Origin of the sequence: Sphingorhabdus rigui (assembly GCF_014196595.1) — a bacterium.
In the GTDB taxonomy this organism is placed as follows: domain Bacteria; phylum Pseudomonadota; class Alphaproteobacteria; order Sphingomonadales; family Sphingomonadaceae; genus Sphingorhabdus_B; species Sphingorhabdus_B rigui.
This window is the reverse complement of the sequence record NZ_JACIEA010000002.1, coordinates 145,647-160,454: the sequence shown is the minus strand read 5'-3', so window position 1 is coordinate 160,454 and position 14,808 is coordinate 145,647. Positions and strand designations below refer to the sequence as shown.

At 57.2% G+C, this 14,808-nt stretch carries 11 protein-coding genes and 1 riboswitch; of the genes, 6 read left to right on the top strand and 5 right to left on the bottom strand.

Annotated features, from left to right (window positions below; genetic code table 11):
• Positions 1-60 precede the first annotated feature (60 nt).
• Positions 61-259: riboswitch (cobalamin riboswitch) on the bottom strand.
• Positions 260-315: 56 nt separating this feature from the next.
• The 3 genes from GGR91_RS08280 to GGR91_RS08270 are packed head-to-tail and all read right to left on the bottom strand — an operon-like array spanning position 316 to position 3,681.
• Positions 316-912 carry a GNAT family N-acetyltransferase gene (locus GGR91_RS08280; RefSeq protein ID WP_183941733.1) on the bottom strand — a complete coding sequence of 199 codons (597 nt, stop codon included), beginning with the start codon at positions 910-912 and terminating at the stop codon, positions 316-318.
• Between the two features lies 1 nt (position 913).
• Complete coding sequence (locus GGR91_RS08275) at positions 914-3,157, bottom strand: xanthine dehydrogenase family protein molybdopterin-binding subunit (RefSeq protein WP_183941732.1); 2,244 nt, start codon at positions 3,155-3,157, stop codon at positions 914-916.
• Positions 3,157-3,681 (bottom strand): (2Fe-2S)-binding protein, encoded by a 525-nt coding sequence (locus GGR91_RS08270; RefSeq protein WP_281370196.1) that lies wholly within the window; start codon positions 3,679-3,681, stop codon positions 3,157-3,159. Before GGR91_RS08270 ends, GGR91_RS08275 begins: the two co-directional genes overlap by 1 nt.
• A gap of 36 nt (positions 3,682-3,717) precedes the next feature.
• On the opposite strand from GGR91_RS08270, the gene GGR91_RS08265 reads away from it, so the two are divergent.
• The 4 genes from GGR91_RS08265 to GGR91_RS08250 all read left to right on the top strand — a co-directional run bounded on the left by GGR91_RS08265 (position 3,718) and on the right by GGR91_RS08250 (position 9,401).
• Entirely contained in the window at positions 3,718-4,656 is a 939-nt protein-coding gene (locus tag GGR91_RS08265) for an XdhC family protein (RefSeq protein ID WP_246337122.1), read from the top strand.
• Complete coding sequence (locus GGR91_RS08260; protein WP_183941731.1) at positions 4,656-5,249, top strand: nucleotidyltransferase family protein; 594 nt, start codon at positions 4,656-4,658, stop codon at positions 5,247-5,249. The genes GGR91_RS08265 and GGR91_RS08260 overlap by 1 nt, the downstream gene beginning before the upstream one ends.
• Positions 5,246-6,853 (top strand): tetratricopeptide repeat-containing sulfotransferase family protein, encoded by a 1,608-nt coding sequence (locus tag GGR91_RS08255; RefSeq protein WP_183941730.1) that lies wholly within the window; start codon positions 5,246-5,248, stop codon positions 6,851-6,853. Before GGR91_RS08260 ends, GGR91_RS08255 begins: the two co-directional genes overlap by 4 nt.
• Positions 6,854-7,055: 202 nt before the next feature.
• Complete coding sequence (locus tag GGR91_RS08250; RefSeq protein ID WP_246337121.1) at positions 7,056-9,401, top strand: TonB-dependent receptor; 2,346 nt, start codon at positions 7,056-7,058, stop codon at positions 9,399-9,401.
• A 142-nt stretch (positions 9,402-9,543) separates the two neighbouring features.
• On the opposite strand, the gene GGR91_RS08245 is transcribed toward GGR91_RS08250, so the two are convergent.
• Positions 9,544-11,163: a phytoene desaturase family protein gene (locus GGR91_RS08245; protein WP_183941728.1), complete on the bottom strand. Its 1,620-nt coding sequence runs from the start codon at positions 11,161-11,163 to the stop codon at positions 9,544-9,546.
• Positions 11,160-12,320, bottom strand: a complete 1,161-nt coding sequence (locus tag GGR91_RS08240; protein WP_183941727.1) for an aromatic ring-hydroxylating oxygenase subunit alpha — start codon at positions 12,318-12,320, stop codon at positions 11,160-11,162. Before GGR91_RS08240 ends, GGR91_RS08245 begins: the two co-directional genes overlap by 4 nt.
• Positions 12,321-12,356: 36 nt before the next feature.
• On the opposite strand from GGR91_RS08240, the gene GGR91_RS08235 reads away from it, so the two are divergent.
• Together GGR91_RS08235 and GGR91_RS08230 are read left to right on the top strand one after the other, a co-directional pair.
• Positions 12,357-12,953 carry a TetR family transcriptional regulator C-terminal domain-containing protein gene (locus GGR91_RS08235; RefSeq protein WP_183941726.1) on the top strand — a complete coding sequence of 199 codons (597 nt, stop codon included), beginning with the start codon at positions 12,357-12,359 and terminating at the stop codon, positions 12,951-12,953.
• A gap of 202 nt (positions 12,954-13,155) precedes the next feature.
• The gene (locus GGR91_RS08230) at positions 13,156-14,781 is read left to right on the top strand and encodes an alkaline phosphatase D family protein (RefSeq protein WP_183941725.1); all 1,626 of its coding nucleotides are present in this window, start codon (positions 13,156-13,158) and stop codon (positions 14,779-14,781) included.
• Positions 14,782-14,808 lie beyond the last annotated feature (27 nt).

The window sequence follows — 14,808 nt, the reverse complement described above, 5'->3', positions numbered from 1 at the left end:
CCAACACAATGTCGTCACGCGGAGGAAAACCCCGATTGCGCCAGTGTCCCGCAAGCACAAAGGACAAACCGCAATCAGGCAGGTCTCCTGGCTCCCGGGTCTATGCTCTTGCCCCGCCTTCCCAGTTTCACGGTCACCCGTTTCCCCAGTGGCATTTGGAGCAAAAGCTCGCCGGTTACAGTTGCGGGAACAGCGCCGGATTTCCGCCGGCTTCCCTATTATCCACGCTCTCGCGCAGACCTGGTGCGTGCGCAAAGGCTACGCCGCTTTTGTACAGAGGGCAAGGGCTTCAGCGGCTAGGGGCGCTGGCGTTATCTAGTGGCGGGTCTTGCCCGGGCGTTGCATGCCCCAAAATTGCGGTCCTTCGGGCACTTGCCAACTATGCTTGATGGCAAAACCAAAGCTTTGATATAATGGGATATTATGTTCGTCTGCGGTTTCCAGATAGGCGGGCAATCCATCCTGATCTGCCCGCTCCAGCCCTGCGCGAATGGCCGCACCGCCATAGCCTTTGCCCTGATAGGCCGGGTCGCATCCCGCATAATGTAGATACCAGACAGGCTCTTTTGGCAGATGCTTTTCGATAAGGTCTGCGACTTCAAGACTGCGAAATATCGAAAAGCGCAGCTGCTGGACGAACGGCACGATCAGCTGCGCGGTATCCAACATGCTATCGCGCGCATTCCCCGGACCACGCCATAAAGTGACGGCTTCAATGCCGTCGGTTCCATACACCGCGCCTTTGCGATGTTCATCGCGCAAGAACAAATGGAACACGCCGGTAAGCCGCTGTGCGCGCAGCTTTGCGTCTGGAATGACATAGCTCCATCCGGTCTCGGTCTGGAACGCGCGCGCCAATGTCTCGGCGATTTCCAGATTGTCCGTTGGCTTCAACAACCTTGCGTGCGGCAAATTAGGCTTTCGCTTGGGTTAGGATGGGCAGATTGCGGACGCGTTTGCCGGTGGCCGCGAACAGCGCATTGGCCAAGGCAGGGGCAGCCGGAGGAACGCCGGGTTCGCCAATACCGCCCATATCCGCACCGCTGTTGAGGAAGTGGATATCCATCACCAAGGGCGCGCCTGCCATTTTCAGCAACGGATAATCGGCCAAGTTGCTTTGCTGAACCGCGCCATTTTCAAGCGTAATCGCCTCACCAATTGCGGATGAAAGCCCCATGATGGTGCCGCCTTCAATCTGTGCCATGGCGGCGTCGGGGTTAACAATGCTTCCGGCGTCCACGACCGTTGTCACCTTATGTACTTTGGGCATGCCGTCGTCACCGACCGACGCCTCGATCACATGCGCGACGATGGTTCTGAAACTTTCGACCAGGGCAACACCGCGACCGGTTCCGGCGGGAAGGGGGGAGCCCCAACCGCTGCGTGCAGCCACTTCGTCCAAGACGCGTAAATGCCGCGATCCCGCCTTCAAATGATTGCGGCGAAATACGACCGGATCTTCGCCCGCTGCATGGGCCAGTTCGTCCATGAAGCTTTCATTGTAAAAGCCCTGCTGTGTCGAATTGACCGAACGCCATGCGCCGGTTTGCTGGTTCGAAACATGCGCAAAGTGCCGACGCGACACGGCTGGCAGGGCATAAGGAAATACCGTTTCGCTCTCGGCGCTTTCGGGTTGGGCATAGTCGTTGCGATATGCCTTTATCCGCTTTTCTTTGGTCAACGAAGCCTTCAACGCGGCGGAGCTTTGCGGGCGATATGCGCCTTGGGCGACTTCTTCCTCGCGGCTCCAGATAAGCTTGACGGGATAAGGCAATTGCATCGCAAGCTTTGTGACCTGACCGACGATTTCCATATACATGGGCAAACGGCGGCCAAAGCTGCCACCGATCATCATCGGGTGGAATGTCACATCATCCGCGTCGAGACCGGATACCTCGACCGCCATCATCTTGGTCGCAAGCGGGTCCTGCATGCCGCCCCAAATGTTGAGCTTCCCATCCTTAAAATGGGCGGTCAGGGCGAATGGCTCCATCATCGCGTGGTGCAGAAATGGCACCTGATATTTCGCTTCAATCGGTTGTGCCCCAAGACCAGCCTGCACATCACCATCGCCGGCTGCGCTATCGGCTTCACCCTTGGCCATGAGATCATCATGCGCTTTGAAAATGGACGCGGTCGAAATGCCGCCATTGCCGCCGTCCGAAAACTGAGGGGTGAGCGCGCGCAAGCCGGAAATGGCTGGCCAATAGCCTTTCGCCACCACAGCAACCGCATCATCGAGCTTGATGACTTTCTCGACGCCTTTGACCGCCAACGCAGGCGCCGTGTCCACGGACGTCAATTTGCCGCCACGAACGGGTGCCGCCATGATCGTTGCGACGCGCATGTCGGGGACCGAAAAGTCCATGCCATATTGGGCGCTGCCATCGACCTTCGCTGGAATGTCGAGCCGCTGCATCGATTGGCGCATGATGCGATATTGCGACGGATCCTTCAGCTTTGGCGCATTGTCGAGCGACAAGGTCGCCGCTTCAGCCGCCAGTTCGCCATAGCGCAACGCACGGCCGGATTTGGCATGGATGACATGACTGTCCTGTGTCGTCAGTTCCGCCGCTGGAACGGCCAGACGCTTGGCAGCGGTTTCAACCAATGCCAGCCGCGTCGCCGCACCGACATTTTGAAACGTCACCCGGCCCGTGAAGCGCAAAGCGGTTGAGCCGCCGGTCATCTGAAGGTTCATTTGCCGCGCGAGGAAGGACAGGAATGATTGCGGAATGCCATTAATGATCGCCGGTTGTCCCGTCATATCGGCAAGGAAGGCGCGTCCAAGCCCCACATTGGCGAACGCCGGTTCGGCGGGTGCAGAAACAACACGCACCTGATCCCACGCAGCATCCAGTTCTTCGGCGAGCATTTGGGCAAGACCGGTGTTCGATCCCTGACCAATGTCGGTATGCGGCGAATAAATGGTGATGCTGTCATCCTCACCAATTTTCAGCCATGTGGCAAAGATGTGACCGCCGTCGCTTTCAAGAAGCGCCTTGGCGGATTTGGCGGCATTGCTGTCGGCAATGGAGATACCGAACAGGCCGGCACCGACGACCGCGACACCACCAATGAGGAAGGCACGGCGCTTGACGCCCTTGCGCTTTGCAGGCGCGGCTGGTTGCATGTCTGCTGTTGGGGTGTCAGCCATTATGCGCCTCCTTCTACAGGTTTCGCCGCTTTCGCCGCTTGCCCGGTTGCGGCATGTATCGCCTTGCGAATGCGCGGATAGGTGCCGCAGCGGCAGATGTTGGTCATCGCCTCATCAATTTGTGCATCGCTTGGGCTGCCCGTTTTTTCGATAAGCGCCACAGCCGCCATAATTTGCCCCGACTGGCAATAGCCACATTGCGGAACCTGCGCAGAAATCCATGCTTGCTGTACCGCGTGGAGCGTACCGTCCGCTGATTTCAGGCCTTCGATGGTGGTGATCGATTTGCCTGCCACTTCGCTGACGGGAAGGCTGCATGAACGGGTCGGTTCGCCATTAACATGGACAGTGCAAGCCCCGCAGGCCGCAATGCCGCATCCGAATTTCGTACCGGTCAGGCCAAGCTCTTCGCGGATGACCCATAGCAACGGGGTGTCTGGTTCCGCCGCAAGCGCGACTGGCTTGCCATTGATTGACGTCTGAATTGCCATGAAAATAAGCTCCCGCCCTAAACTGCGTTTCATATAGCAACGCTTCACCCTCTTTGCTAGCGCATTGCCATGACTATGGGCAGCGCCAACCACGACCGTATCCTTGCCGCCGCAATTGACTGGGCAGGCGCGCCTATGGCGATTGCGACGGTGGTCGAAACCTGGAAATCCGCGCCATGTCCGGTCGGCACGCATATGCTTGTGCATGCGGACGGGCGCTTTGTGGGTTCGGTTTCGGGCGGCTGTGTTGAGGGCGATGTTCTTGAACGCGCGCAATTGGTTTTGGCAGGCGCGCCGCCGGTGCTGCGCCGATATGGCGTTGCCGACGATGCGGCGTGGGACGTTGGCCTGCCCTGTGGCGGGGATATTCAGGTGCTGGTCCAGCCTGTTTCCGCCGATGGTTTTCCGGCGCATCTCTTTGGTGATATCATCAAGGCGCGATCGGCCGGTGCGGCGCTTTCGGTTGTGACGGATTTGGAATCGGGCCGAAGTGCCTTGCTGGACGATGCTGCCAGCGCTGGCTTCGTCAATATCTACCATCCGCCGCGCCGTTTGCTGATTGTGGGCGCAGTCGAAATTGCATCGGCCCTTGCCGCCATTGCGGTATCACAGGGGGTGGATGTTACATTGTGCGACCCGCGGGGGCGGTTTTTAACTGCGGAACGCTTTCCCGGCATCCGGTTGGATGACCGTTGGCCCGACGACGCGGTTAAGGCCTTTGCGCCCGATAGCCGAAGCGCGATTGTGACGCTTAGCCATGATCCCAAAATCGACGACCCTGCGCTGGCGGCGGCGCTGGCGAGCCCTGCGGCCTATGTTGCTGCGCTCGGTTCCGTCCGGTCGCATCAGGCACGTCTTGCGCGGCTCTCGGCGGCGGGTGTCAGTGCAGAGCAATGCGCGCGTATTGAGGGGCCAGCGGGCGTTGCGATTAACGCCATCAGCGCGCCCGAAATCGCGCTGTCTATCGCGGGCGGCATGATCCGCGCGTTTAACCAAGGGTTGCGTTGATGCAGGCGAAGGACGTCGCGATCGTCCTGCTGGCGGCGGGCAATGCGCGGCGTTTTGGTTCTGATAAGCTGATGGCGGATTTTGAAGGAGCGCCACTCGGGTTGCGTGCGGCGCATGCACTGGCCAGCGTCGCAGCGGGAGGGCATTTTGCAGTGTGTCAGCCCGACACACCTATTGCAGCGCATTATAAGCGTTTGGGATTTGATATTGTCGATAACCCGAACCCCGGCATTGGGCTATCGGGCTCGCTCCATCTCGCGGTTGAGGCTGCGATGCGGACGAGTGCGCAAGCCTTGCTTATCGCGCTGGCCGATATGCCGTTCGTGGGGGCTGCCCATGTCGAGGCGCTGATTGCGGCTTGCACCGATAATGTGGTGGCATCGTTTGATGGACACCAGCCCATGCCGCCTGCGATATTTCCGCGATCTCATTGGCCGGATTTGCTGGCGACAGCGGGGGATGCTGGCGCGCGCCATATTCTGGCCGATGCAGAAAAAATCGCCGCACCTGCGGGCACATTATGCGACATTGATACGGCAGATGATTTGGCCGCTTCAAAAGTTTCGTTTCATCGCATAGACCGTCCGCAATGAACCAAATTTCTGCCCGCCCCGCTATCGAAGCTGCTTTGCGCAATCCGAACCTTATGGCGGCGGCTATCGCGCTTTCCGAAAACAGGTTGGAGGATGCAGAGCCGCTATTGCGCGGTCATTTGCGTGATGCGCCGACTGATGTTGCCGCGATCCGCATGATGGCGGAATTGGCGGCGCGTGTGGGCCGGTTGAAAGATAGCGAGGCATTGCTTCGCCGCGCGCTTGAGCTGACGCCTGATTTTGGGGCGGCGCGTGCCAATCTGGCAACGGTGCTGTATAAACAGAACCGCTTTCCAGAGGCGCTTGAGCATTTGAACGCCGTGCTTGCCGAAGACGGTGACAATCCGGTGCAGCAAAATTTGAAGGCTGCGGCACTCGGACGGATTGGGGGCTATGCAGAAGCGATTGCGCTGTATCAGGAACTGACCGCGCGTTTCCCCGATCATGCCAAATTGTGGATGAGCTATGGCCATATGCTCAAAACCGTTGGCAATCAGGACGAAAGCGTTGCGGCATATCGCCACGCCATATCGGTGGAACCAACGCTGGGCGAAGTGTATTGGAGCCTCGCCAATCTAAAAACCTACCAGTTTTCGGATGACGATGTTGCGGCGATGGATATTGCGCTGACGTCGGCCGGATTGGTGGCAGAGGACGCGTTTCACCTGCATTTTGCACTGGGTAAGGCAAGCGAAGAGCGCGCGGATCACGCAGCCGCCTTTGCCCATTATGCCAAGGGCAACGCGCTGCGCAGTGCGGAGCTGAGCTACGATCCGCAAGGCGTCAGCACGCAGGTCGATCAGATTATTGCCCAGTTCACCACGCCATTTTGGGAAGCGCGCGCGGGGCAGGGGCATATGGCGCCAGACCCCATTTTCATCATCGGCATGCCGCGTGCGGGCTCGACGTTGATCGAGCAAATCCTTGCGAGCCATTCCATGGTTGAAGGGACGATGGAATTGCCCGACATTCCAGCCATGGCACTGCGTGAAGGGCGCGGGTCGGACTGGATTGATGCGACCGTGGCGCTATCCGCCGATGATGCCGAAAGGCTTGGCGCAGAGTTTATCGAGCGGACCCGCATCCAGCGTAAAACCGACAAGCCATTTTTCATCGATAAGCTGCCCAATAACTGGAATTATCTGGCGTTCATCCGTTTGATTTTGCCCAACGCCAAAATCATCGATGCCCGGCGCCACCCGCTTGATTGCTGCTTCTCCAATTATCGCCAGCATTTCGCCAAGGGGCAGGCGTTCAGTTATGACCTTGCGCATATGGGCCAATATTATGCGGATTATGTGCGGGCTATGGCGCATTTTGATGCGGTTGCACCGGGCTATGTCCACCGCGTCATTCACGAACAATTGTTGGACGATCCGGAGCAGGAAATCCGAAAACTTTTGGAATATCTCAGGCTGCCGTTTGAAGATGCGTGCCTGAATTTCCATGAAAACAAGCGCGCCGTGCGCACGGCGTCGAGCGAGCAGGTCCGCCGCCCTATCAACCGCGACGGCGTTGACCAATGGAAACCTTATGCGGCGCATCTTGAGCCGTTGAAGCGGGCACTTGGCAATTTGTGGGAAATTTATCCCGCCGCAGCATAGTTGCCGGGTTGCAACACAATGATTGAAAATTGTATGCAAACGGCTGATAGAGCGAAAATATATTGCGTGGGGACGCAATTGGGAGCCTATTTATTTTAGGGTAACAAGGGAGTGTCGCTGCATGCGCCTACAAAGTCAGAAGTCTAACGTCCGAACAGCTCTCGTCTTGCTGTTGACATCAACCGCCTTCGCAGCGCCTGCTATGGCGCAGCAAGCAGCAGACGCAGACGCAGACAGCAATGTCATCGTCGTGACTGCGCAAAAGCGTGAACAGAATCTGCAGGATGTGCCAATTGCCATCAACGCGATTGGTAATGAAAAGCTCGATCAGCTTCAGGTCAGCGAATTGCAAGATGTTGTAAAGTTTTTGCCTTCGGTCACCATTCAGCAAGGCGGACCAGGTTTTGCGCAGGTGTATTTCCGCGGCGTAGCGTCGGGTGAAAACGCGAACCACTCGGCATCGCTGCCGACCGTCGGCACATATCTCGACGAAATGCCGATCACGACCATTCAGGGCGCGCTTGATTTGCACGCCTATGATCTTGCACGTGTTGAAGCGCTGGCGGGTCCCCAAGGCACATTGTACGGCGCAAGCTCAATGGCTGGTACATTGAAGCTGGTAACAAATGCGCCCGATCCTTCCGGACTTTACGGCAGCGTAGGCGTTGAACTCAACAATGTTGCGCATGGTGATTTCGGTTCGATTTACGAAGGCTTTGTGAACGTGCCAATCGCCGAAGGCGCAGCAGCGCGTTTGGTCGGCTGGTATCGCGATGATGGCGGCTATATCGACAATATTCAGGGCGCGCGCACCTTTGCCAGCTCAGGCATTCGCCAAAGCAATACCGCGTTAGTTGAAAAGAACTTTAACGACGCTGAAACATATGGCGCACGTTTGGCGCTGGGCATTGATCTGGACGAAAACTGGACCATCAAGCCAACGCTTATGGGCCAAGTCCAGAACACCCAGGGCAGCTATTCACAGGAACGTTCCGGCCAAACAACCGGTGAACTGCAAACGGTGCAGTATAACCCTGAGGGCAGCCGCGATAAATGGATTCAGGCCGCGCTGACCGTTGAAGGCAAGATCGGCAATTGGGATGTGACCGCAACAGGTGGACATTTGCGTCGTAAGACAGAAACGCAATTGGACTATTCCGATTATGCCTATTTCTATGACGCGCTCGCTGGGTACGGCAATTATTTCTACGATAATGCCGGGAACCTCGTGAACCCGAACCAGTATATTGAGGGCGTTGACACGTATAGGAAAAGCTTCGGTGAATTGCGTGTTGCTAGCCCTGCAGACGCACCTGTGCGGTTCATTGGTGGCCTGTTTGCACAGCGCCAGTCGCATATTATCGACCAAAACTACATCATCGACAATATTGCCGATTCCATCACGGTTACCGGAACCGACAGCAATATCTGGTTGACCATGCAGAAGCGCGTTGACCGCGATTATGCCGCATTTGGCGAATTGACCTATGACCTGACGGAGAAGCTCTCGCTCACCGGCGGTCTGCGTTATTACAAATTCGATAACTCGCTGCAGGGCTTCTTTGGATTTTCGAGCGGCTATTCAAGCCGAACCGGTGAAGCCGCCTGCCTCAACACCGATGGCACAACACGTCGCGCCAATCCAAGCGGCACACCGGTGCCGATCCTCGTCGATGGCAGCCCTTGTACCAATGTTGACAAGTCGACTTCGGACACTGGCTTCATTCACAAGCTGAACGCCACGTACAAGGTCAACGACGACGTGCTGCTCTATGCAACATGGTCGCGTGGTTTCCGCCCAGGCGGCATCAACCGTCGCGGTACCCTGCCACCTTATGGCTCGGACGAGTTGGACAATTATGAATTGGGTTGGAAAACCACATTCGGTGCGTTCCGCTGGAACGGCGCAGTGTTCCAGGAAGACTGGAATAATATTCAGCTGTCCTTCCTCGGCGCAAACGGCCTTACGGAAATCCGCAATGCCGGTATTTCGCGTATTCGCGGTGTTGAAATGGATGCAGGCTTCCGTGCCGGCGGCTTCAGCATCAACACTGGCTTCAGTTATAACGACGCGCAAATTCGCCGTGACTTCTGCGCCATTGCCAACGCGAATTTCGATTGTTCGACACCGGGCAATTCCTTGCTCGCGTCTGCTGGATCGCGCCTACCTGTGACTGCCAAGTTGAAGGGCAACGCCATCGCGCGTTACGAATTCCCCGTCGCTGACTGGGATGGTCATGTGCAATTTGCCGTGAACCATATTGGAAGTCGCAAGAGCGATTTGCGGCCTGCGCAAAATGCAATCAAGGGCGATTTAGGCGCCTATACGACCGCTGACTTCTCCGTTGGCGTAAAGAGCGACCTATGGTCAATCGAGGCATTTGCGACCAACCTGTTCGACACACGCGGTGTCGTAAACACAGGCGTCCAGTGCCTTGAAACGGTTTGCGGTACGGACGTGACGCCTTCGACGCCAACTGGCGGTGCGTTTTACGACGTACTGATCAAGCCACGGCTGATCGGCGTGAAGTTAACACGCGATTTTTGACAATTGTTCGCTTTTCTTCCCTGCAAAAATTTGTAGGGAAGAAAGCTGAAATTCGTCATTAAATGAACGACATAAAGTTTGTCGCCAACAGCGACAGGGGGGAGAAGCCGGATCTGCATAGATCCGGCTTTTTTATTATGCGTTAGCCGAAGATCCGTTTCAGGATGCCTCTGTCGGCCAGAACTTCAGCTGCACAATTATGGCCCGGAGCGCCGGTAACACCGCCGCCGGGGTGGCTGCCCGCACCGCACATATACAGGCCCTTCAACGGTCCGCGATACGCGCCATGGCCCAATATCGGGCGTGCTGACCACAATTGGTCGAGGCTCATATTGCCGTGCATGATGTCACCGCCGACAAGCCCGAATTTGCGTTCGAGGCCCTTGGGGCTCAGTATCTGCCGGCCAAGGACGGATGCGCGGAAACCCGGTGCATAGGCCTCTACAGTGTCGATGATGACATCGGCTGCCTTGCCCTCTTCGGCATCCCAATCGCGTTTGGAACCATCGGCATTATCCGGAAGCTCTGGCGCAAATTGCTGGCAGAACAGGCTTGCGACATGTTGCCCCGCAGGCGCGAGGCTGTCGTCGATGATTGACGGGATGAGCATCTCGACAATCGGCTTTTGCGACCAGCCATCGCGCTTTGCATCGAGAAACGCGCGGTCCATATAATCAAGTGTGGGCGCAATGATGATACCCGATTGATGGTGTTCGCCGGGTTCGGGCAAGCACGTAAACTTGGGCAGTTCTGAAAGCGCGACATTCATACGGAATGTACCGCTGCCCGCCTTGAACCCTTTTACGCGGCGTTTGAATTCGGGTTTTAAGTCGGCGTCGTCGAACATGCGTTCATACAACAGCTTGGGCCCAACGTTGGAGATCACGCGATCGGCGACAATTTCCTCGCCACTTTCCAAGCGGACGCCAGCCACTTTTTCGCCATCGACCAGCACGCGGGACACAGGCGCTTCAAGGCTGATTTCCACGCCAAGGGCAACACACACCTTCGCCATGATTTGCGTAATCGCGCCCATGCCGCCAATGCTATGCCCCCATGCGCCCTTGTTGCCGTTCACTTCGCCAAAGACGTGGTGGAGCAAAACATAGGCGCTGCCGGGCGTATCCGGGCTGGCATAGTTGCCGACGACCGCGTCGAAACCGAACGCCGCCTTGACCGCTTCGCTTTCGAACCAGCTGTCGAGGAAGCTGCGTGCCGATTTTGTGAACAGTTCAAGCACGTCACGTTGCTGCGACAGGTTGAGCTTCATCAGCCCGCGTCCCTGCACGGCAGCGTCGATGAATGTTTTCAGCCCGTCACCGACATTGGGCGGCGATTTCAGCGCAAGATCGCGCAGGACGTCGGCAACACCTTCCAACATATCATAATATTCGGGAAGGACTGCGGCGTCATGTTTTGAAAAGCGCGCAAATTCGGCTTGCGTGCGCTCAAGCCCGCCACCCAGTTTCAAATAGCCGCCATCTTCTTGCGGCAGGAAATTCGATATCGGGCGTTCAATGACACGGTAGCCATGGTCGGCCAGTTTCATGTCCGAAATGACCTTCGGCTGAAGCAGGCTGACGGTGTAGCTTGCGACCGAGTTGCGGAAACCGGGGTGGAATTCTTCGGTGACGGCTGCGCCGCCCACAACATCACGGCGTTCGACGATACGGACCTTTAGACCAGCGCGTGCCAGATAAAAGGCGCAGACAAGGCCATTGTGGCCAGCGCCAATGATGAGCGCGTCATATTTTTGTGTCATTTTTTGCTCCAGCCCTGCGCAGGGCGTTGTTCGAGGCGCGCTTCGGGAATGATATTGCGAATTTGGCGACAGAAGCTTTTGAGGCAAACTTCCTTGTCGGACAGCGGACCCATGGAAAAGCTTTGGCTGGCCATGCCGTGCTGCACGCGGGTGATGAGGGCGGTATCCTCCGCATTTACTTGGCGGTTAATCCGCCAGTTGAGATAGCGTGCAGCGCGCATTTCGCGGCGGTCATCAGGTAAGACGTAGCTAATCTCGCGGATCACACAGCTGGTGGGGCCAGTTGGCAGCCATTGCATGAAATCGACTTGATCGGGATAAATGTCGAACGCGACCGATGGCCACAGTTTGAAATATAACCAGCGTTTCTGGTTGGCGGCGGGCAGGTGCGGCACTGGCGGCAACAGGTTCTGATACCCGCGCTCTGACCAGTTGGCCGATGGCCGGTCAACAAGGTCGCCCCACATGCGGTCGACATGTGGCTCCGCCTCAATGCCGTAGCTTTTGCCGAACAGCCGCGTGAGGCCGGGATGCGCCACCGGAATGTGAAGGCCATCGGAATAATTGTCGCCGACATTTTTCCAGTTCACATCGCGCGGTCGCATCGTCACACGGCCAAGCGCCCTGAGTTCTTCAAAACGATACGGTGCGACTTGGTCTTCATAGGGCGCCATCATGTCGGAGACCGACGGGCCGCCGCTTTCCAGGCGGACAAAAACAAAGCCACGCCAGATTTCCATGTCGACCGGCACAAGACCCGCTTTGTCCTTGTCCAAAGTGGGGTAGGACGCGCTGTCAGGAACACCCGTCAGACGCCCATCAAGATCATAGGTCCAGGCATGATAAGGGCACACAAGTTTCTTGGCGCATCCGCCCGAACCATCGACCAAGCGGCTGCCCCGGTGACGGCAGACATTGGTAAAGGCGCGCAACACCTGATCTGCCCCGCGCACGACGATGACGCTTTCGCCAATATAATCGAGGCTATGCCAGTCGCCACTGTTTGCGACATCGCTGACATGGCAGACGACTTGCCATGAGGGACGGAAAATCCGTTCTACCTCAAGTGCTGCAAATTCAGGGTCGTTATAGGTCCATGCTGGCAGGCTCCAGCCGTCCAGATTGTCACGCTCAATGTGCAGGTCTGATTCGGACATCTTGCCCTCCTTATTATACGAGTGTATAACAACTGGATGAGCGCGCGACAAGCCTTCACCCGCGAAAGCGCTGATACCCGCCGAGACGCCTTAATCGCGGCCTGTGCGCGCTGTCTGGGAACGCATGGAGCGCAGGGCGTATCAGTACGTGCGATCTGCTTGGAAGCGGGCGTGTCACCGGGATTGCTGCGGCATTATTTCGATGGAATTGATGCGCTCGTCGCGGAAACATATCGGACGACGGGGACACGCGTTGCCGCAGCGATGCACGCGGCCGTTGTTATGGTTCCCGAAACAGATCCGCGAGGGCGATTGCTGGGGTTTATCACCGCCAGTTTTCGTGAACCCATTGCCGACCCTGCTTTGCTCGCCACATGGCTCGCCTTTTGGAGCCTGTCGCGAACGACGCCGATAATCGGACAAATCCATGATGAGCTGTACGCGGAAAACCGGCAAGATATTGAACGGCTGATATCCGCCTGTCCCAACGCGCCGAAGGATACACGGCTGGCCGCTGTGGCGCTGACGGCGTTGGTCGATGGCTTGTGGTTGGAACTGAGTTTGGGCAACGCGCCGTTCAGTGTTGCTGAAGCCGAGGCACTGGCCGAAAAGTGGGTGGATAGTTTCATTTGAAACAGTAAGGTTGCGGGATGGCGGGTGTCAGTTATTTGAACAGCATCGTGTCCAAGCGCGCCTTTCCCGAATTATGGTCGCTGCGCACGCAACTGTGACCGCTTCATATATCATCAACGGGCATGAATGGATTTCATGTCACACGGTTGCAACAGCAACTGTCTAGCGCGATACACACATTATTGAATCGGGGGAGCACGGGATGTCATTTTTTATCAATCGCCGCAATTTGTTGGCAACTGCTGGCTTTGGCATTGGCGGCTTATTGCTGCCGGGCGGAGCCGCCATGGCGCAAACGCTGCTTGGCCTTACCGGTTTTACGCACAATGTTGCCAGCGGTGAGCCTGGCCCCGACTCCGTGCTGTTGTGGACACGTTATGTAAACCCGACCGGCGGTCCATCCAAAGTCCGCGTCGAAATTTCCGAAAGCCAGGATTTTTCGAAGATAGCCGGCGGCGGCCAAATGGTGACAGGTCCATGGCGCGACCACACCGTGAAGATTACGGTCGATAATCTCGCGCCGGGCAAATGGCACTGGTTCCGCTTCATTGCCCCCGACGGCAGCATATCGCCCGTTGGACGCACGAAGACATTGCCCGTTGGCAAAACGTCGAATTTCAACATCGCAATTTTTTCATGCTCCAACTTGGGTTTTGGCGAATTCAACGCTTATGGCCATGCGGCAGCACGCAGGGACATCGACCTTGTGCTGCACATGGGTGACTATATCTATGAATATGGACGCGGTGGCTATGATGGCGGCGCGAAATTTGCGGCGCGCCTTTTCCCCGCTGACGAAATCCTGACGCTGGCGGATTATCGCTTGCGCTATTCCAGCTATCGGGCTGATCCGCAATTGCAGGCACTGCACGCCAATTTCCCGATGATCGTGAACACCGATGATCATGAAACGGCAAATGACAGCTGGGAAGGCGGCGCGCAGAACCACAGCGTAGACGAAGGTGACTGGAGCGCGCGGCGCAACGCAGCGATGCAGGTGTGGCGCGAATGGCTGCCCGTCGGCGAACAGCCGTGGAAAGAATATGCCATCGGCGACCTCGCGACATATTACCGCACCGACACGCGAGCGGTTGCGCGCTCAAAACCCTATTTTCATGGCGACCTGATGCGCGCGGCAGACCCGGCAAAGGCGTTTGCCGAGTTTCGTGATGGCGCATGGCGAGATCCGTCGATGACCATGTTTGGATCGGAACAGGAAGCATGGCTTTCGCGCAGCATAGGCCGCAACACATCGACCTGGACTGTCCTGGGGTCGGGTACCAATATGGGCTATAATTACACCCCGGAATCCGCCATTGACTGGTTCCCGAAAGATGCGCCCGAACGCACACGTAACTTTGTGCGTCAGGGCATCGCTGCGGCGAAGGCGGGCCTGCCTTACAATCTCGACAATTGGGGCGGATACCCAGCGGCACGTTCACGCATATTGACCGCTGCGCAGCGCGCGGATGCCAACCTTGTCGTGATCACGGGCGACAGCCACAATGCATGGGCTTTTGACCTGCCCGAAGGTGGCAAGCCCGCTGGTGTAGAATTTGGCGGCCACAGCGTGTCTTCACCCGGCTTTGAAAGCGCAACGCAAGGGACGGACCCGTCAACTGTGGCGCGCGGACTGCTCGAAGGCAGTAAACAGGAATTGCGCTGGGTGGACACATCCAACCGTGGCTACATGCACTTGGCGCTGACGCCACAGGCTGCGACGAACGAATGGGTATTCATGCAGACGATTAAGGATGTGTCCCTCGCCACCAAGGCTGGCCACAAAATGAAAGTCCGCCCAGGCCGCAAAGTTCTCGAACAGGCATAAGGCGCTGTTTAACTGGTCGGTTAAATC